We start from the raw sequence: 18,075 nt of genomic DNA on the forward strand, positions 1-18,075 counted from the left end.
GAAGGATGCGGGCAAAGGCAAAGCGCGCGATTGTATTGGAGGCAATCATCTTGACCGCTGGCGAAGAAGTCGAGCCGCGCGTGGTCGCGGTGATCCTTGCGGGCGGGCAGGGCCGGCGCATGGGCGGCGTCGACAAGGCGATGGTGATGCTCGCTGGACGCCCGCTATTTGCCCATGTCGCAGCACGGATCGGCCCGCAGGTGGCAGGGCTCGCGATCTCCGCCAATGGTGCGGCGGTTCGATTCGCTCCGATCCCCGTTCTACCCGATCCGCCCCAAAGGCAGGGCGAGGGCCCCCTGGCGGGGCTCCTGAGCGCGCTGGACTGGGCGGCGGAGCAGGGCGCGGATATGCTGCTCAGCGTTCCCGTCGATACACCTTTCCTGCCCCGCGACCTCGTTGCCCGGCTGGGCGCTCCCGGCGGCGCGGCTTACGCCGCCTCGGCCGGTCGCGACCACCCGAGCGTCGCGCTGTGCCCGGTCATGGAGCGGGCGCGGATAGCCGAGCTGTTCGCCTCGGGCGAACGCCGATTGCGTGCGGCCTTCCCGGAGGCGACGCGGGTGGCGTTCGAGGGCAGCCCAGACCCGTTCACCAATCTCAACACGCCCGAGGATCTCGCCACGGCGGCCGCGCATCTGGCTGAGGCGACCCGGTGACCCAGGTGTCGATCCGGCACGGGCTCGCACGCGAGCATCGCGCAGCGGCGGCGGAGCTTTACTGGCAGGCCTTCGGCGGCAAGCTCGGCCGCGTGATGGGGCCGGAGCAGCGCGCCTTGGGCTTCATCGCCGAGGTGATCGATCCGAGCCACGCGCTCTCGGCGCTCGATGGCGATGGCGCGCTGGTCGGGGTGGTCGGGTTTCGCACGCTGCGCGGCTCCTTCGTCGGCGGTAGCTGGGCCGATCTGCGCAGCCATTACGGGCGCGGTGGCGGGCTCTGGCGCGGCGCCTGCCTGCATCTTCTGGCCCACGATTTGCCCGAAGGCGGAATGATGATCGACGGGATCGCCGTCCACCCGGAACTGCGCGGCGCAGGCATCGGGCGCGCGCTGATCGAGGCGCTGTCCCACGAGGCGCGCAGGCGTGGCTACCGGGCGCTCTGTCTCGACGTGATCGACGAGAACCTGCGCGCACGCGCCTTGTACCAACGGCTGGGCTTCGAGGTGACGGGGCGGCGCAGTTCGCGACTGACGCGGCTGGTCTTCGATTTCCGTTCGGTGCAACTGATGCGCCGCGCGCTCTGAAGGCTCCGCCGCGCCCTTTCGTAGTGGCTCAAATATCCCCGGGGGGGCGAGGGCGAAGCCCGAGGGGCTGGCCCGTCAGTCGAAACTGCCGGTGACGCGCCCCAGCAGCATGAAGGCGCGGGCGGTGCGGGTTTCGGCCATCTCGGCGATGTCCTGATCGGAGGCGTTCTTCTCGAACTCGGCGAAGGTCCGGTCGAACTGGCGCAGGAAGTGATGCGCCACGTCGCGGAAGATCGTATCGCCGCGCATCCGGCCCGCGCTGAGCGCCAGCGACGAGCGATCGCGAATGCCGCCGAGGCTGGTGATCTCGCGGCCGCGCTCGCCTTGCGCAAAACGGCGCCATAGTTCGGGCCGGGCGCGGTCGGGCTTGAGGTCGTCCATGTAGATGCCGTCCTGCGCGAGCAGGTTCAGCACATCCTGCGCCGAGCGCAGCAGCTTTGCCGTCGAACGGTCTTCGAGCGCGCGGCGTAGCGCGCGGAAGCCCTCGGTATCGTCGGGCGAATCCGGGAAGTTCAGCGCGCGGACGAAATCCGCGACCGAGAGCGGCGCGCGGAGGTCCTCCGCCGGGGTGCCGAGCGCCAGCATCGGTTCGCTGTCATCGGGTCGGGGCGGGGGCGGGGCGACCAGCGCCGCCTTGCGGTCGGCGGAGGGCTGGCTTGCCTGCACGTCGCGGCGCGAGGCGAAGGTCGCGATCGTGGTCTCCGCCTGACGGGCGACGGCAGCGATCTCGTCGAGCTTCTTCTCGACATTCTGATCGGTACGCATCGCCTGCTGATTGAGCCAGGCGGTACGCATCGCCTCGATCGATTGTCGCAGCGCGGCGGTTTCGGCGCGCATCTCGCGGGTAGCGCGCGCGGTCACGGCGGCGACCCAGACCATCACGATCGGCACCGCCATCCCCACGACGAGGCTGACGGTGGCAAACAGCGACGCGGCGCGCGCGATCCCGGGTGCGAAGAACCAGAAGGCCGCGACCAGGAAGACCCACAGGATGCTCAGCCCCAGCGCGATCCATTCCGGCGCGCCGGGAAAGCGTGTCTTGAGGCGTGGACGACCGGCAGGCGGGTGCGATCCGCCGGGCATGGCGAACCGATCCTTGTCCTGCTCTGCGGGTCCTTCCATTCAGGCTCTCCGTCAGTGGCGCACGGGCACATGCTCAGAGGCAGCCGCGCAGGGGCGTCCGTGTCAGGCGAAAACGATCTTGAGGATTTCGTAAGCCTTGTCGCCACCCGGCGTGCGAACCTCGACAGAGTCGCCCTCGTCCTTGCCGATCAGCGCGCGCGCCAGAGGCGACTTCATGTTGAGCTTGCCCTTCTCCAGATCGGCTTCGGGTTCGCCGACGATCTGGTAGGTCTTCTCTTCGTCAGTGTCCTCGTCGACGATGGTCACTGTCGCGCCGAATTTCACGGCGCCTGACATCTTCGACGGGTCGATCACCTCGGCTCGGCCCAGAAGCCCTTCGAGCTCCTTGATCCGGCCTTCGATAAAGCCCTGCTTCTCGCGTGCCGAATGGTATTCGGCATTCTCCGAGAGGTCGCCCAGTTCCCGCGCTTCCGCGATCGCGGCAATGATCGCGGGACGCTCTTCGGACTTGAGCTTTTTCAATTCTGTATTGAGCGCGTCAAAACCTGCGCGCGTCATCGGTTGTTTGTCCATGGAAGGCTCCCGAACTCGGAACTGTCCCCAATTCAGGGCATCTAAATCTGCTCTCACCCCCGGAAGTCAAGAGGACAGCGCGATTTTCGCGGCGAATTGCCGATCTCGTCAGTTCGGGAAGGTGGCGTAATTTGGCGCAAGATTGTTGCGCGGCATCGCAGCGTAACAATTGCCTCGTTACGCGAGGTAGGCTAGGCAGGACGCCAGCTAGGACGACCAGCAAGGGGTTCGACAGACATGACCGACGTGACGCGCGAGTCGATGGAATATGATGTGGTGATCGTGGGCGCGGGGCCTGCAGGGCTTTCGGCGGCGATCCGCCTCAAACAGATCGACCCGGAGCTCGAGGTCGTCGTGCTCGAGAAGGGCTCGGAAGTGGGCGCGCATATCCTGTCGGGCGCGGTGCTCGACACCAGCGGGTTGGATCAGCTGATCCCCGACTGGAAGGACAAGGGCGCGCCGATCACCGTGCCGGTCAAGAAGGACAATTTCTATGTCCTCGGAGAGGCCGGAGCGATGCGCATTCCGAACTGGCCGATGCCGCGCCTGATGTCGAACCATGGCAAATACATCGTCTCGATGGGCAATGTCTGCCGCTGGATGGCCGAGCAGGCTGAAGCCCTCGGCGTCGAGATTTTCCCGGGCATGGCCGCGTCGGAAATCGTCTGGGATGGAGACCGGGTGGCCGGTGTCGTCGCGGGCGAATTCGGCAAGAACCCTGATGGAACCGAGGGTCCAGGCTACGAGCCGGGCATGGAGCTGCGCGGCAAATACGTGATGATCGCCGAGGGCGTGCGCGGCTCGCTCGCCAAGGTGGTGATGGAGAAGCACAACCTCTCCGACGGTCACTGCCCGCAGAAATTCGGCCTCGGCATGAAGGAAATCTGGGAGATCGACCCCGAGAAGCACCGCGAGGGCACCGTGACCCATACGATGGGCTGGCCTTTGGGCGGCAATGCGGGCGGCGGGTCGTTCATCTATCACCTCGACAACAATCAGGTCTATGTCGGCTTCGTCGTGCACCTGAACTACGAGAATCCGCATCTCTACCCCTATATGGAGTTCCAGCGCTTCAAGCATCACCCGATGGTTGCGGAGCTGCTGGAGGGCGGTAAGCGCGTGGCTTACGGCGCGCGGGCGATCTCGGAAGGCGGCTGGCAGTCGATCCCGAAACTGACCGTACCGGGCGGGGTGCTGCTGGGCTGTTCGGCGGGGCTCGTGAATGTGCCGCGCATCAAGGGCAACCATAACGCGATGCTCTCCGGCATCGCGGCGGCGGAAGCCGCGGCAGCCGCGATCAAGGGCGGGCGTTCGGGCGACGAGCTGACCGAGTACGAGGCCGATCTGCGCTCCGGTCCGATCGCGGAAGACCTCAAGAAGGTCCGCAACGTGAAGCCGATGTGGTCGAAATGGGGGATGGTCCCCTCGCTCGTCCTCGGCGGGCTCGACATGTGGACCAACGATCTCTTCGGCTTCTCGCTCTTCGGCACGCTCAAGCATGGCAAGTCGGATGCGAGAGCGACCGGCGAGGCGAAAAACTTCAAGCCGATCGACTATCCCAAGCCCGACGGCAAGCTGAGCTTCGACCGCCTGACCAATGTCAGCTTCTCCTTCACCAACCACGAAGAGAGCCAGCCCTGCCACCTGAAGCTGAAGGACGCGTCGGTCCCGATCTCGGTGAACCTGCCGAAATATGACGAGCCCGCTCAGCGCTATTGCCCGGCGGGCGTCTACGAGGTGGTCGGCGAGGGCGACGACGCGAAGTTCCAGATCAATTTCCAGAACTGCGTCCACTGCAAGACCTGCGACATCAAGGATCCGAGCCAGAACATCAACTGGACCACCCCGCAAGGCGGCGACGGGCCGAACTACCCGAACATGTGATCGCGAAAGGGGCCTGCGGGCCCCTTTTTCGTTTCCACCCCTCCTCGCCCCCATCACAACGCCGTGTCTGTGACGGCGGCTTCCCGCGTGCGGTGGTTCGGCTCATTGTAATGCCCGCAGCGCCCCGTTACGCTCGATTTCGACCCGAATGAGAGGACCGTTTCGTGCCGAGTTTTAAGACCCCGCTGCGCCTTGCGCTCTTCGCCCTCTTGATGGGCTCCACCGCGCCCCTGCCGCTGTTCGCTCAGGATGCGCCGACGGCCGGCAGCGCCGAGGATGCCGCGCAGGCTGCCGATACTGCTGCTGCCGAAGGCGATGCAGGCGACACCGCGAATGACCCGAGCCCTGCGGAGGCGGGAGCCTATCTCGCCGCGCGCATCGCGTCGCAGCAATTCGACTTCGCCGAAGCCGCGCATTACTACCGCCAGTTGATGGCCAGCGGCGATACCAGTGGCACGACGGCAGAGGCCACGCTCGTCTCAGAGATCGCGATCGCCGATTTCGACCGTGCCAAGCCGCTTGCGCAGCAGATGGTCGAGGCCGGCACTGGAAGCCAGATCGCGGCGCTGACCGTGCTCGCTGCGGACGCGCATGACAAGAACTGGAGCGCCGCGCTCAAGTTGCTCGACAGCGATGCCGATCCGGGGCCGCTCGTGGGCGGGCTGACTAAGGCCTGGGTGCTTGCGGGCGACGGCAAGATGTCCGACGCCTCCGCTGCCTTCGACGAGGTCGGCAAGCAGCAGGGCCTCGCAGCCTTCGCGGGTTTCCACAAGGCGCTCGCACTCGCGCTCGTCGGCGATTACGAGGGGGCTGATGCGATCCTCTCGGGCGAAGATGGCGAGAAGATCACCTCGACCCGTCGCGGCGTTCTGGCCCATGTCGAGGTGCTCTCGCAACTCGAGAAGAACAAGGAGGCGCTGAAGCTGATCGAGGATCGCTTCGGCAAGGATCTCGACCCGCAGCTTAAAGATATCCGCTCCAAGCTGGAGGCGGGCGACACGCTGCCCTTCGACGTCGTGCGCAATGCGTCCGACGGCGTTGCGGAGGTCTATTACTCGGTCGCGCAGGCGCTGATCGGCGATGCGCCCGACACGTTCACGCTGGTGCATTCGCGGCTGGCCAACATGATCCGGCCCGACATGGATGACGCCACTCTGCTGACCGCGTCGATGCTCGACCAGCAGGGCCAATACGATCTGGCCATCGAAGCCTATGCCGATATCAAGCCCGACAGCCCGATCTACCACGCCGCCGAAATCGGGCGCGCGGAATCGATGGTGCGCGCGGGCCGCAACGATGCGGCGATCGAAGTGCTCGAGAACCTGTCGCGCAGCCGACCCAACCTCGTCGGCGTCTGGACCGCTCTGGGCGATACGCTGCGCCGCGAGAGCCGCTTTGCCGAGGCTGCGAAAGCCTATGACAAGGCGATCGACCTGCTCGGCCAACCCGAGCCGAAGGACTGGTTCGTCTGGTATTCGCGCGCCATCGCGCAGGAACGCTCGGGCAATTGGGACGAGGCCGAGAAGGGTTTCCGCGAGGCGCTGCGCCTTTCGCCCGATCAGCCCTCTGTGCTGAACTATCTGGGCTATTCCTACGTGGACAAGGGCGAGAACCTCGACGAGGCGCTCGACATGATCCGCAAGGCCGCCGCCGAGCGTCCCGATGCGGGCTTCATCATCGACAGCCTCGGCTGGGCGCTGTTCAAGCTTGGCCATTACCAAGAGGCGGCCCAGAAGATGGAGCGAGCCGTGGAGCTCGAGCCGCGCGATCCGCTGCTCAACGACCACTTGGGCGATGTGCTCTGGGCCGTGGGCCGCCAGCGCGAGGCGAAATTCCAGTGGCGCCGCGCATTGTCCTTCGCGACCGACGACGCGGAGACCACCGAGGAACTCGATCCCGATGCGATCCGCCGCAAGATCGAGGTAGGTCTGGACCAGCAGCGCAAGGAGCAGGGTCTGCCGCCACTCGAGGATAAGGGCCCGAGCAAGGATAGCCCCAAGGCCGCCCCCGAAACGCCCGCGAGCGATGCGAATAATTGACGCTTTCGCGCCTGCGAAGATCAACCTGACGCTGCATGTCATCGGCCAGAGGGCCGATGGCTATCACCTGCTCGACAGTCTCGTGGCTTTCGGGCCGATGGGCGACCGGTTGGTGCTGCGCGAGAGCGACGCGCTGTCGCTCAGCGTGGCAGGCCCCGAGGCGGCGGGCGTGCCTGCCGATCCGTCGAACCTCGTGCTGAAAGCCGCGTCCCTCCTGTCGCGCCCGGCGGGGCAGGGGGCGGAAATCCATCTCGACAAATATCTGCCGCCCGCCTCGGGCATCGGCGGTGGATCGTCAGACGCGGCGGCTGCGCTGCGGGCGCTGGCTGCGCTTTGGGACCATCCGCTTCCGGCGGAGACCGCACAACTTGGGGCAGACGTGCCGATGTGCCTGACGCCACGCCCCCAGCGCGTGCGCGGCATTGGTGAGGCGCTCGACCTCGTGTCGCTGCCGCCGCTGCCCGCGCTACTGGTGAATCCGCGTGTGGAGGTGCCGACGCCTGCGATCTTCAAGGGGCTAGATTCGAAGGACAATCCCCCGATGCCCGACGTGCTGCCGACATTTACTGGCGCGCCTGACTGCATCGACTGGCTGGCCACGCAGCGTAACGATCTGCAGGCGCCTGCCATCGCCTCGGCCCCCGTGATCGGGGAGGTGCTGGACGCGCTCATGACGCTCCCCGGCTGTCGTCTCGCGCGCATGTCGGGCTCTGGTGCGACCTGTTTCGCGCTGTTCGAGACGCTGGACGCCGCGCAGGCTGCGGAAGCCACGCTGGCTCAGCGCCGCCCTCGCTGGTGGCGGGCCTCCGGCATGCTCGGCGATCAGACGCAAAAGGCGCAGCCCCATAGCCGCGCCTCTTCTTCTTGACCCAAATATCCCGTGGGGAGCCCGCAGGGCGGGGGGTAGTGCCCCCTCAGCGCAACCGCGCCACCACGTAATCGGCCAGATCGTCCAGCATCTGCCGCAGCTCACTTTCCGGCAGGATCTGCAGGCGCTCGCGCCCGCGATCGGCCCACTCGAGGGCTGCGGCGCGGGTCTCTTCCAGCGCCCCGGTCGCCTTCAGCAACTCCAACGCATGCTCCAGATCGCCCTCGCGCTGATCGCCCTTGTCGATGGTGCGGGTCCAGAAAGCGCGGGCCTCGCCGTCGGCCTTGGCCAGCGCCTTGATCAGCGGCAGCGTCAGCTTGCGCTCGCGGAAATCGTCGCCCACGTTCTTGCCCATCGTCTTGGCATCGCTGAGATAATCCAGCAGATCGTCGACCACCTGGAAGGCGATCCCGAGGCTCTCGCCGTAATCGTGCAGCGCCGCGATCTGTTCCTCCGGCGCGCCGGCCAGAACCGCGCCCGCCTCGGTCGCCGCCGAGAACAGAGCCGCCGTCTTGCCGCGCACCACCTTGTAATAGGTGTCCTCGGTCGTGTTCAGGTCTTCGGCCGCCGAGAGCTGCAGCACCTCGCCTTCGGTGATGACGGCGGAGGCGTTCGACAGGATAGACAGAACCCGCAGGTTGTCTGTATCCGTCATCAGCTGGAACGACCGCGCGAAGAGGTAATCGCCAACCAGCACGCTCGACTTGTTGTCCCAGAGCAGGTTCGCGGTCGGGCGGCCCCGGCGCTGCTTGCTCTCGTCGACCACATCGTCATGCAGCAGCGTTGCGGTATGGATGAATTCGACCGCCGCGGCGAGGTTATGGTGCAGATTGCCCTCGTAGCCGCACAGCCGTGCCGCCGCCACCGTTAGCATCGGCCGCAGCCGCTTGCCGCCCGCGCCGACCAGATGGGCGGTCACTTCGGGGATGCGCGGCGCGTTCTCCGAGGCCATGCGCTCGGCGATCAGCGCATCCACCGCCGCCATGTCGTCGGCCAAGGCTTCCGCGAGCCGGTCGTGCGGTTTCGCTGTGTTGTCGGGCTTGTCGTCGAGGCTCATGTTCATCCCTTCGATCTGCCTCATCTCGACAGCCCTCGCAAGGGGCCGTAAGTGAGGGATATGAAAGAGCTACTGCGCAGCACGGACCCGGTGAAACTGGCCATGGCGACCGCCCTTCTCGAGGGCGAGGGTATAAGCACGTTTCAACTCGACGTCCATACGAGCGTGCTGGAAGGCTCGCTTGGGATTCTCCCGCGCCGCCTGATGGTGCGCGACAGCGACATGTTCATGGCGCAGGCGGTGCTGCGCGATAACGAGATAAAATCGGATTGAGCGCATGGATCGGTTCGCGCCCGAAGATCTGACAGTCGATGGCTTTCTCGGCGGGCGGTTGCGGATCGCCCAGCCGCGCGCGGGCTACCGCGCCGCGATGGACCCGGTCCTGCTGGCGGCGGCCTGTCCAGCGCAAGCGAGTCAGTCGGTTCTCGAGCTCGGCTGCGGGGCAGGGGTGGCGAGCCTGTGTCTTGGCTGGCGGGTGCCGGGGCTTGCGCAAAGCGGGCTGGAACTGCAGCCCGCCTATGCCGATCTCGCCCGGCGCAACGCGGCGGATAACGGGATCGCGCTCGAGGTGATCGAAGGCGATCTGGCGCAGATGCCCGCCGAATTGCGGGCGCGCAGTTTCGATCACGTCATCGCCAATCCGCCCTATTTCAGCCCCGAAGACGGGACGCCCGCCGCCGATCCCGGTCGCGAGCGCGCGCAGCGGGAGGCGACGCCGATCAGCGCATGGCTCGATGCGGGGCTGCGGCGGCTCAAGCCCGAGGGGCGGATCACGCTCATCCAGCAGGCCGACCGGCTGGCAGACCTTCTGGCGGGGCTCCAGGGGCGCGCGGGCGCGATCACCGTCCTGCCGATCGCGCCGCGGTTGGGGCGCCCGGCGCGGCGGGTGATCGTGACGGCGCGCAAGGGGGTGCGAACGCCGCTGCAGCTTCTCGCGCCGCTGATCTTGCACGCGGCGCCGATGCATTCACACGATGCGGAGGATTTGACGGATATTGCGCGCGAAATTCTGCGCGAAGGTCAAAAATTGCCTATTCCTCGTTAGTGCTTTCGCAAGATTTCGCGAAAATGATGGAGATGCCCCGTCACTATACGACATTTCCGTGACACGACTCAAAAGCTGTGCTGCAATCGACGGGCTGACAACTGGAGAGGAGACTGCCATGTCGCTTGGTTCGCATATCACCGAACTTCGCAAGAAACATGAGGCTCTGTCGATGGAGGTAGAGCGCGCTGCGCGCAGACCCGGCGTCGACGATCTTGAAATCGCTCAGATGAAAAGGCAAAAACTTCGGCTGAAAGAGGAAATCCGCCGCCTCGAAACGGCCTGAGGGCCCTCCCACGAGTTTAACCGGGCCGTCCTTTGGGCGGCCCGTGTCATTATAACGGGGCCGTTCGAGAGGGCGCCTACTCAGGCCGAACCTTTCCGCGGTATCTCTTGCCCGGTCATGTCCGGCGGAGGGGGCGAGGCGCGCCGACCCCGACCGCCAAGCGCCGCCAGCCCCGCGCCCCCGGTGATCATCGCTGCCGCAATCAGCAGGGTCGGGCGCGCGCTCGCGATCCCTACGGCGACCAGCACCAGCGTCGAGACCAGCGGTGCCGCATAGGAGGCCGTGCCTAGCAGCTGAATATCGCCGCGCTTCACGCCAAGATCCCATGTGTAGAAAGCGAGCCCGACGGGCCCCAGTCCCAAGCCGATCACCGAGGCCCAGCCGACCGCGCTTTGTGGCCAGATCGTTGGCTCCAGCGCCAGATGGGCGACGGCGGACAGCGCTGCGCTCGCCAGACAATAGACCGCGACCGCCGCCGTCGGCACCGCGCCGAAGCGCCGCGACAGCAGCGAATAGCTCGACCATGTCAGCGCGCAAATCAGCGCCAGCCCATAGCCGGGCAGCGCCTCCGGATCGGCGGAGATCCCGCCTCCCAGGATCAGCGCGGCGCCCCCGAAGGCCAGTATCGCGCCCGCGACATGCCAAAGGGTCAGCCGCTCGCCGGGCAGCAGCCCGGAAAACAGCACGATCAGCAACGGCCAGAGATAGGCAATTAGCCCGGCCTCGGCCGGAGGCGCGAGACGTAGCGCCGAGAAATACAGGAAATGATATCCGAAAAGCCCCGCGGTTCCGGCGAGATAGACCTTCCACGAGACATGCCGCAGTTGCCCTAGCGCGCCGGTCGCGAACAGCCAGATTATGCCCACCGCGCCGCCAAGGGCGAAGCACAGCGCGTTCAGCATCAGGGGCGGCACCGGATCCGATCCCACGGTGAACAGCGCCAGAAGCGCCCACAGCAACACTGCCGTGAACCCGATCGAAGTGGCCTTGCCGCGCGTCATCCTGCCCCCGCCAAAACAAAGAGGCCCGCAAAATGCGGGCCCCCGTCGAGAATGCCAAGAGGCGAAATCAGATGAAATACTGACCGCCATTCGCGGTGATCGTCGAGCCGGTGATGAAGCCCGCATCGTCGGAGACGAGGAAGACCACGCAGCGCGCGATCTCTTCGGGCTCGCCCAGACGCCCGACCGGGATCTGGCCGATGATCGACTCACGCACCTTCTCCGGCACCGCCATGACCATTTCGGTTGCGATATAGCCGGGGCAGATCGCGTTCACCGTGATGCCCGCGCGGGCGCCTTCCTGCGCCAGAGCTTTGGTGAAACCCAGATCGCCCGCCTTCGCTGCCGAGTAGTTCGCCTGCGCGAACTGGCCCTTCTGGCCGTTGATCGAGGAGATGTTCACGACGCGGCCAAACTTGCGCTCGCGCATCTTCGTCCAGAGCGGATGGGTCATGTTGAAGATGCCGCTGAGGTTGGTGTCGATCACCTCGCTCCACTGCTCGCGGGTCATCTTGTGGAAGGGCGCGTCACGCGTGATGCCGGCGTTGTTGATCAAAACGTCGATCGGGCCGACTTCGGATTCGATCTGCTCGATGCCCGCCGCGCAGGCGTCGTAATCGGCGACCGACCACTTGTAGGTCTTGATCCCCGTTTCCTCGGTGAACTTGGCCGCAGCCTCGTCATTGCCGGCATAGTTCGCGACGACCGTGTAGCCCGCCGCCTGAAGCGCCTTCGAGATCGCCGCGCCAATGCCGCGCGATCCGCCGGTGACCAATGCAACTCTCGACATGATTCCTCCTCCAATGGATTGCCCCTTGAAACGCTGTTACCGAAAATGACAAGAGCGCGCAACAAAGTTGCGCGCTCTTTTTGCAGATGCAGCATTTTTTTGCCGTTAGAGGCCTTCAATACACATTGCGACGCCCATGCCGCCGCCAATGCAGAGCGTGGCGAGGCCTTTTTTCGCGCCTTGGCGCTTCATCTCGAAGAGCAGGGTGTTGAGGATTCGCGCGCCGCTTGCGCCGATCGGGTGGCCGATGGCGATGGCGCCGCCGTTGACGTTCACCTTGCTGACATCCCAGCCCATATCCTTGTTCACGGCGCAAGCCTGCGCCGCGAAGGCTTCGTTTGCCTCGATCAGGTCGAGATCGGAGGCTTTCCAGCCCGCTTTTTCCAGCGCTTTGCGAGAGGAGGGGATCGGACCGCAGCCCATGATCGACGGGTCGAGGCCGGCGGTCGCGTAGGACGCGATGCGGGCCAGCGGCGTGAGGCCGCGCTTCTCGGCCTCTTCTTCCGACATCAACAGCACTGCTGCCGCGCCGTCGTTGATGCCGCTCGCGTTGCCCGCGGTCACCGAGCCGTCCTTGGTGAAGGCGGGGCGCAGCTTCTGCATGTTCTCGATGGTCGCGCCGTGGCGGATATATTCGTCCTGATCCACGACGATGTCGCCCTTGCGCGTCTTCACGGTGAAGGGTGCGATCTCGTCGGCGAACTTACCCGCCTTCTGCGCGGCTTCCGCCTTGTTCTGCGAGGCGAGCGCGAATTCGTCCTGCTGCTCGCGCGAAATCTGCCACTGGGTCGCGACATTCTCGGCGGTCTGGCCCATGTGGTAGCCGTTGAACGCGTCCCACAGCCCGTCCTTGATCATCGAGTCGATCATCTTCATGTCGCCCATCTTCTGGCCCGCGCGCAGATGCGCGACATGGGGGCTGAGCGACATGCTTTCCTGACCGCCGGCTACGACGATATCGGCATCGCCGCACATGATATGCTGGGCGCCGAGCGCAACGGTGCGCAGGCCCGAGCCGCAGACCTGGTTGATGGACCAGGCGGCGCTTTCGATCGGCAGGCCCGCGTTGATATGGGCTTGGCGGGCGGGGTTCTGGCCTTGGCCCGCGGTCAGCACCTGACCGAGGATCGTTTCGGACACATCGGACTTCTCGATCCCGGCGCGGGCGACGACGGCCTCGATCACGGCGGCGCCGAGGTCATGTGCGGGCGTATTGGCGAACGCGCCCAAAAACGAGCCGACGGGCGTGCGCGCGGCCGAGACGATGACGACATTGGTCATGGGATCCTCCTCATCACTTAAGCGGGCGCGAAAGCGCGTCCGTTCTGCTGCTGCGCAGCATGGCGGATGGAGGCGAGAGGTCAAGCTTAATCCCGTCGCTCGGGAAATTGTTAGCGCAAGTTTATTGCGCTTTCGCCGGGGTCATGCGCGCCTCCTCTGCGGCTCGGGCGTCTGGCTCCACGGAGGGTGGATCGTCGGCGCGCCAAAGTAATAGCCCTGCATGCAATCGATGCCGAGGCTCGCCAGATATTCGGCATCCTCCAGCGACTCGACCGCTTCGGCGATCGTGAACATCTCAAAATGGCGCGCTACATCGAGCAGCGATTTCGTCAACGCCTGATTGTCCGGATCGTGGGAGATGCCGCGAATGAACTGACCGTCGACCTTGATGATGTCGAAGTAGAAATCCCTAAGGTAGCGGAAGGAGGTGTAGCCCGCCCCGAAATCGTCGAGCGCGAAACTGACACCTCGGGCCTGCAGGTCCTCCATGAAGATGCTGACCAGCTCAGGCATTTCCATGGCCGAGCTTTCGGTAATTTCGAGTATGAGGCGATCGGCGACCGTTTCATCGATTGCGAGGCAGCGATTAAGCACCTTGGTCCAGGGCGCGTAGCCGATAGAGCGCGCCGACATGTTGACCGAAAGGCGCAGATCCGGTTGCCCGAGAAGCGCTTTCAAACCGAGTTCGAGCGAGAGGCAGTCGAGCTTTCGCCCGACCTCCGTGCGTTCGATCGCCTCCATGAAATCTTTGGCCGGGATAATCCGCCCGCGGTCGTCGAGCACACGGATCAGCCCTTCATAGAAGGCAGGACGGTCGGGACGACAGGTTTGGATTACGGGTTGAAAGGCCAGCATGACGTCGTGCCTATCGATCGCCGCGTGCACCATGGCAATGGACTGTCGTCTTTGCTCCGCAGCCGCGAAGCTCAGTGGGCTGTCTTCGTCACGATGCACGGGCATGGCTTTCGCGTTTCGAATCGTCATGTGCCCCTCCTTCACCTTCGCAACAAGCATCCCCGCAAGCGCCTAAGAAGCGGTAAAGAGAGGGAAAGGCATCGGACTCGTGGTTAACAAAAAATTCTTCTGCAGCGTTAAGCCGTTCGTAACCGCCGGTTGCCTAGGGTGAGTCCTGATGGAACAGAATGGGCGATAACGACAATGGGGCAGCCGGAAATGCGCGGCACCAGCGAGGTGCCTTTCGCGCTGGAAGAATTGTTCTACTCGCGCACCGACACGCGCGGTGTGATCCAATCGGGTAACGAAATTTTTCGACGCACCGCGGGCTTCGAGTGGTCCGAGATGATCGGTGCCCCGCATAAGATCGTGCGCCACCCCGATACGCCGCGCGCGGTGTTCCGGGTGCTGTGGGATGCGATCAAAGAGGGCTATCCCATGGGCGCCTATGTGAAAAACAGGGCGAAAGGTGGCGGTTGGTACTGGGTGTTCGCGGTCGTCATGCCAATCGAGAGCGGTTATGTTTCCGTCCGGCTGAAGCCGACGAGCGACCTCTCCGATCGGATTCATTCATTCTATCGCGAGCTCTCTGCGCGCGAGCGGGCAGAGGCCCTCGACCCGGGGGAGAGCGCGGGTCTGCTGCGCGATTTCGCAGAGCGTGGCGGCTACTCCAACTACACGGCCTTCATGGCCTATGCCCTGGCGCTTGAACTGACCGAACGGGATCGCCGCCTCGGTCGAACTGCCGATGAGAATACGCGGATGCTGGCCGAGTTGAACACCGCGATGGGACGGCTAACGAAGGAACAATTCGGACTTTTGCGCAGTTTCGAGGCGCTGCAATCCGTGCCCAACAATATGCGGATTGTCGCTTCGCGGTTGGAACCATCCGGGGGGCCTGTGTCCGCAATCTCGGAAAATTACAAAGCCTCGTCTGCCGTTATATCGGAACGGCTGCGCAAATTCGTCGCCGGCCGCGACAATCTTTGTGGCCAGATGGCCTACCAGGTTGCGCGCGCCGTGTTCCAACTAGGATGCGCTCGTGTCCTCAACGAGATGAGCGAAAATTTCATGGGCGAAGAGGCGCAGCCTAGCCAACCTAGCGACGGTCATACCCGAGACGAGGAGCGCACATTGCTTCAGTCTGTCGTCGTCAGGGGCACTGCCGATGCGAATGCCGCGATGCGCCAAGCGGCAGAACTCGCTGACGATATGATGGACCAAAGTCGAGATCTTCGTCGCCAGTTGCTCGGGCTCGACACGATCCGGGTTCTCGGGCGGGTCGAGTGCGGGCGTATGCGGGATACCAACGGTGGGCTCGCGGCCACAATAGACCAGCTCGACAGCTTCCATGACGACATCAAGGGACGGCTCGAGGCTATCCTTTCTCTATCCGAAGAGATCGAGCATTGGCTAGGGCGCTACCTCCGAGCCGAAAGAACCGCGGCATGAGCGTGTCTCAGGGCTTATGGCTGTGCCATCACGGCCATGAGGCGCCCAGAGCCTTGTGGCACTAGCAGTGCCACATCGCTCAAAGAAAATACGCGAGGTTTCGCGAAGCGCGGAGCCCATGGGGCGCCATCGGGTGTCCGAACGCATGCGCCATATGAAGTGGAATGCGAAGTACTGTATAAATGCGCAGCACAGCATCTACGAGAATACCGCGATGGCGCAGCGGTTGGCCTTAAACCACACGCGTCACGGCGTCATCGCGCCTCAATCCTCGTCGATCAATGCCTGAATGACCTTCTTCGCCTCGGGCGAATTCCATTCCGCCCCGCCGATCATTCGTGCAACCTCGTGGCCGTTCTTGTCGACCAGGACTGAAACTGGCAGGCCCAGCACCCCCATCGCGCGGGCGGCGAAATTGGCGTCGTCGTGGAAACGGGGCAAGACGTCTATGCCTTCCTTGTCGAAGAAGGCGGCGACTTTCTCGGGCGAGTTCGATCCGCCCGTGGCGATCGTCATCACCTGAAACCCATCTTCGCCGAACTCTTTTTGCAGCGCATTCAGCGAAGGCATCTCCTCGCGGCAGGGCGGACACCACGTCGCCCAGAAATTGATCAGCACAACCTTGCCTTCGAAATCTTTCATCGAATGCTCGTCGCCGCCTTCATCGGTCACCGTGAAGGGCGGCAGCGGCAGCGGTTCGTCATAGGTAACGAGGGATTCCATCTGCCCCGATTTCACCGCATCGAGATCCGCGGCCTGCGCAACATTTGCACCCAGCGCCAGCGCCGTATAAAGGACGAGAAACCGTAACATATAGCCTCCTAGCAAGGGCCTTCGACCATGACCGATCAGACCGACGAGAACAAGTCCTCCAACGCGATGTGGGGCGGGCGTTTCGCCGCGGGACCTGATGCGATCATGGAGGCGATCAACGCCTCGATCGGGTATGATCAGCGGCTCTACACGCAGGACATTCGCGGCAGCCGGGCCCACGCCGCGATGCTCGCTGCGCAGGGCATCATCAGCGAAAAGGATGCCGAGGCGATCGGGGAAGGTTTGCTCACTGTCTTGTCCGAGATCGAAGCGGGCGGCTTTCCGTTCTCTACCGCGCTCGAAGACATCCACATGAATGTCGAGGCGCGGCTGAAAGAGGTCATTGGCGAACCGGCGGGGCGGCTGCACACGGCGCGGTCGCGCAACGATCAGGTCGCGACCGATTTCCGCCTCTGGGTGCGCGAACAATGCGACGCCGCGATCTCGGGTCTCGACACGCTGATCCGCGCCGCGCTGACCCGGGCCGAGGAAGGCGCCGATTGGGTCATGCCCGGCTTCACCCATCTGCAGACCGCGCAGCCGGTGACTTTCGGCCACCACATGATGGCCTATGTCGAGATGTTCGCGCGCGACAAATCCCGGTTCATTGATGCGCGCAAACGGATGAACGAATCTCCTCTAGGGGCGGCGGCGCTTGCTGGCACAGGTTTCCCGATCGACCGTCATGCCACGGCCGAGGCGCTCGGTTTCGATCGGCCGATGGCGAATTCGCTCGACGCGGTGTCGGATCGCGATTTCGCGCTGGAGTTCCTGTCGGCCTCTGCGATTTGCGCGGTGCACATGTCGCGCCTTGCCGAAGAACTGGTGATCTGGTCCTCCGCGCAGTTCCGTTTCGTCGCGATGTCGGACAAGTGGTCGACGGGCTCGTCGATCATGCCGCAGAAACGCAACCCGGACGCGGCAGAACTGATCCGCGCCAAAATCGGACGCATCCTCGGGGCGTCGGTTGCGCTGTTCACCGTGATGAAAGGGCTGCCGCTCGCCTATTCCAAGGATATGCAGGAAGACAAGGAACAGGTCTTCGACGCCGCCGACAACCTGATGCTCGCGCTCGCCGCGATGGCCGGGATGATCGGCGACATGACCGTCAATGCCGACAAGCTGGAGGCCGCGGCCTCGGGCGGGTTCTCCACCGCGACTGATCTGGCCGACTGGCTGGTGCGCGAGGCGGGGCTACCGTTCCGTGACGCTCACCATGTCACTGGTTCGCTCGTCGCGATGGCCGAGGAGCAGGGCTGCGATCTGCCCGATCTGAGCCTCGAGCAGATGCAATCGGTCAACCCGGCGATCACCGAGAGCGTGTTCGATGTGCTCGGGGTTCACAACTCGGTCGCCTCGCGTCAGTCTTACGGGGGCACCGCGCCCGATCAGGTGCGCGCGCAGGTCGCCCGCTGGAAGGAACTGCTTGGATGAACTTCGCGGTCCCTTTCGTGCTGATCGGCCTTCTTGGCGGCTGCGCCGCCGACCCGGCCTTGCATACGCATGTCGGCATCAATCGTGACGGCATCAAAGTCTATCCCGCCGCGACGGCGCGTGTCGGCATCATGACCCTGTCGGTGACTCCATGACCAAGACCCTGACCCTCGCCCTGACGCTTCTTCTTTCGCTCGCTGCCTGCGGTGTCGACGGCCCGCCCGTTCCTCCGTCCGAGGCGGACAGCGCGCAATCCCAGCAGGCTTCGGCCCAGTAAT

Annotated in this window: 20 protein-coding genes; 12 read left to right on the forward strand and 8 right to left on the reverse strand. The window is 64.5% G+C overall.

Annotation, left to right across the window (positions count from 1 at the left end):
• Positions 1-50 precede the first annotated feature (50 nt).
• Together mobA and B6V75_RS09495 are read left to right on the forward strand one after the other, a co-directional pair.
• Positions 51-653: a molybdenum cofactor guanylyltransferase MobA gene (mobA, locus tag B6V75_RS09490; protein WP_276206180.1), complete on the forward strand. Its 603-nt coding sequence runs from the start codon at positions 51-53 to the stop codon at positions 651-653.
• Entirely contained in the window at positions 650-1,237 is a 588-nt protein-coding gene (locus B6V75_RS09495; protein WP_240496942.1) for a GNAT family N-acetyltransferase, read from the forward strand. Before mobA ends, B6V75_RS09495 begins: the two co-directional genes overlap by 4 nt.
• A gap of 75 nt (positions 1,238-1,312) precedes the next feature.
• On the opposite strand, the gene B6V75_RS09500 is transcribed toward B6V75_RS09495, so the two are convergent.
• Both B6V75_RS09500 and greA read right to left on the reverse strand, forming a co-directional pair.
• On the reverse strand, positions 1,313-2,359 hold the full coding sequence (locus tag B6V75_RS09500) for a hypothetical protein (protein WP_233242995.1): 1,047 nt from the start codon (positions 2,357-2,359) through the stop codon (positions 1,313-1,315).
• A gap of 63 nt (positions 2,360-2,422) precedes the next feature.
• Entirely contained in the window at positions 2,423-2,893 is a 471-nt protein-coding gene (gene greA, locus B6V75_RS09505; protein ID WP_078522518.1) for a transcription elongation factor GreA, read from the reverse strand.
• 237 nt (positions 2,894-3,130) lie between these two features.
• On the opposite strand from greA, the gene B6V75_RS09510 reads away from it, so the two are divergent.
• The 3 genes from B6V75_RS09510 to B6V75_RS09520 all read left to right on the forward strand — a co-directional run bounded on the left by B6V75_RS09510 (position 3,131) and on the right by B6V75_RS09520 (position 7,684).
• Entirely contained in the window at positions 3,131-4,777 is a 1,647-nt protein-coding gene (locus B6V75_RS09510) for an electron transfer flavoprotein-ubiquinone oxidoreductase (RefSeq protein WP_088719536.1), read from the forward strand.
• Between the two features lie 164 nt (positions 4,778-4,941).
• Complete coding sequence (locus B6V75_RS09515) at positions 4,942-6,816, forward strand: tetratricopeptide repeat protein (RefSeq protein ID WP_088719537.1); 1,875 nt, start codon at positions 4,942-4,944, stop codon at positions 6,814-6,816.
• Positions 6,803-7,684, forward strand: coding sequence for a 4-(cytidine 5'-diphospho)-2-C-methyl-D-erythritol kinase (locus B6V75_RS09520; protein WP_088719538.1), 882 nt, complete (start codon positions 6,803-6,805; stop codon positions 7,682-7,684). The genes B6V75_RS09515 and B6V75_RS09520 overlap by 14 nt, the downstream gene beginning before the upstream one ends.
• Before the next feature lie 46 nt (positions 7,685-7,730).
• On the opposite strand, the gene B6V75_RS09525 is transcribed toward B6V75_RS09520, so the two are convergent.
• Positions 7,731-8,765, reverse strand: coding sequence for a polyprenyl synthetase family protein (locus tag B6V75_RS09525; protein ID WP_233242994.1), 1,035 nt, complete (start codon positions 8,763-8,765; stop codon positions 7,731-7,733).
• A gap of 36 nt (positions 8,766-8,801) precedes the next feature.
• On the opposite strand from B6V75_RS09525, the gene B6V75_RS09530 reads away from it, so the two are divergent.
• The 3 genes from B6V75_RS09530 (at position 8,802) to B6V75_RS09540 (ending at position 10,072) form a co-directional block, all read left to right on the forward strand.
• On the forward strand, positions 8,802-9,014 hold the full coding sequence (locus tag B6V75_RS09530; protein WP_075773958.1) for a DUF2007 domain-containing protein: 213 nt from the start codon (positions 8,802-8,804) through the stop codon (positions 9,012-9,014).
• A 4-nt stretch (positions 9,015-9,018) separates the two neighbouring features.
• The gene (locus B6V75_RS09535; protein ID WP_088719539.1) at positions 9,019-9,786 is read left to right on the forward strand and encodes a methyltransferase; all 768 of its coding nucleotides are present in this window, start codon (positions 9,019-9,021) and stop codon (positions 9,784-9,786) included.
• A 118-nt stretch (positions 9,787-9,904) separates the two neighbouring features.
• Positions 9,905-10,072 (forward strand): DUF465 domain-containing protein, encoded by a 168-nt coding sequence (locus B6V75_RS09540; protein ID WP_075773960.1) that lies wholly within the window; start codon positions 9,905-9,907, stop codon positions 10,070-10,072.
• A gap of 80 nt (positions 10,073-10,152) precedes the next feature.
• Here the strand turns inward: B6V75_RS09540 and B6V75_RS09545 are convergent, their stop codons facing one another.
• From B6V75_RS09545 to B6V75_RS09560, 4 genes are all read right to left on the reverse strand, one after another.
• On the reverse strand, positions 10,153-11,073 hold the full coding sequence (locus B6V75_RS09545; protein WP_088719540.1) for a DMT family transporter: 921 nt from the start codon (positions 11,071-11,073) through the stop codon (positions 10,153-10,155).
• 67 nt (positions 11,074-11,140) lie between these two features.
• Complete coding sequence (locus B6V75_RS09550; protein ID WP_075773961.1) at positions 11,141-11,863, reverse strand: beta-ketoacyl-ACP reductase; 723 nt, start codon at positions 11,861-11,863, stop codon at positions 11,141-11,143.
• A 105-nt stretch (positions 11,864-11,968) separates the two neighbouring features.
• The gene (locus B6V75_RS09555) at positions 11,969-13,144 is read right to left on the reverse strand and encodes an acetyl-CoA C-acetyltransferase (RefSeq protein WP_075773962.1); all 1,176 of its coding nucleotides are present in this window, start codon (positions 13,142-13,144) and stop codon (positions 11,969-11,971) included.
• Positions 13,145-13,285: 141 nt separating this feature from the next.
• Positions 13,286-14,104 carry an EAL domain-containing protein gene (locus tag B6V75_RS09560; RefSeq protein ID WP_088719759.1) on the reverse strand — a complete coding sequence of 273 codons (819 nt, stop codon included), beginning with the start codon at positions 14,102-14,104 and terminating at the stop codon, positions 13,286-13,288.
• Between the two features lie 198 nt (positions 14,105-14,302).
• Between B6V75_RS09560 and B6V75_RS09565 the strand changes: the two genes are divergently transcribed.
• Entirely contained in the window at positions 14,303-15,550 is a 1,248-nt protein-coding gene (locus B6V75_RS09565) for a PAS domain-containing protein (RefSeq protein ID WP_088719541.1), read from the forward strand.
• Positions 15,551-15,814: 264 nt separating this feature from the next.
• Here B6V75_RS09565 and B6V75_RS09570 read toward each other — a convergent pair whose 3' ends face one another.
• On the reverse strand, positions 15,815-16,363 hold the full coding sequence (locus B6V75_RS09570; RefSeq protein WP_088719542.1) for a TlpA disulfide reductase family protein: 549 nt from the start codon (positions 16,361-16,363) through the stop codon (positions 15,815-15,817).
• Positions 16,364-16,390: 27 nt separating this feature from the next.
• Between B6V75_RS09570 and argH the strand changes: the two genes are divergently transcribed.
• The 3 genes from argH to B6V75_RS18915 are packed head-to-tail and all read left to right on the forward strand — an operon-like array spanning position 16,391 to position 18,074.
• Positions 16,391-17,797: an argininosuccinate lyase gene (gene argH, locus B6V75_RS09575; RefSeq protein WP_088719543.1), complete on the forward strand. Its 1,407-nt coding sequence runs from the start codon at positions 16,391-16,393 to the stop codon at positions 17,795-17,797.
• Positions 17,794-17,952, forward strand: coding sequence for a hypothetical protein (locus B6V75_RS18655; RefSeq protein WP_157771608.1), 159 nt, complete (start codon positions 17,794-17,796; stop codon positions 17,950-17,952). The genes argH and B6V75_RS18655 overlap by 4 nt, the downstream gene beginning before the upstream one ends.
• Positions 17,949-18,074, forward strand: coding sequence for a hypothetical protein (locus B6V75_RS18915; RefSeq protein ID WP_255415012.1), 126 nt, complete (start codon positions 17,949-17,951; stop codon positions 18,072-18,074). The genes B6V75_RS18655 and B6V75_RS18915 overlap by 4 nt, the downstream gene beginning before the upstream one ends.
• Position 18,075 lies beyond the last annotated feature (1 nt).

Source organism: Thioclava sp. F1Mire-8 (assembly GCF_002213165.1).
In the GTDB taxonomy this organism is placed as follows: Bacteria; Pseudomonadota; Alphaproteobacteria; order Rhodobacterales; family Rhodobacteraceae; genus Thioclava; species Thioclava nitratireducens.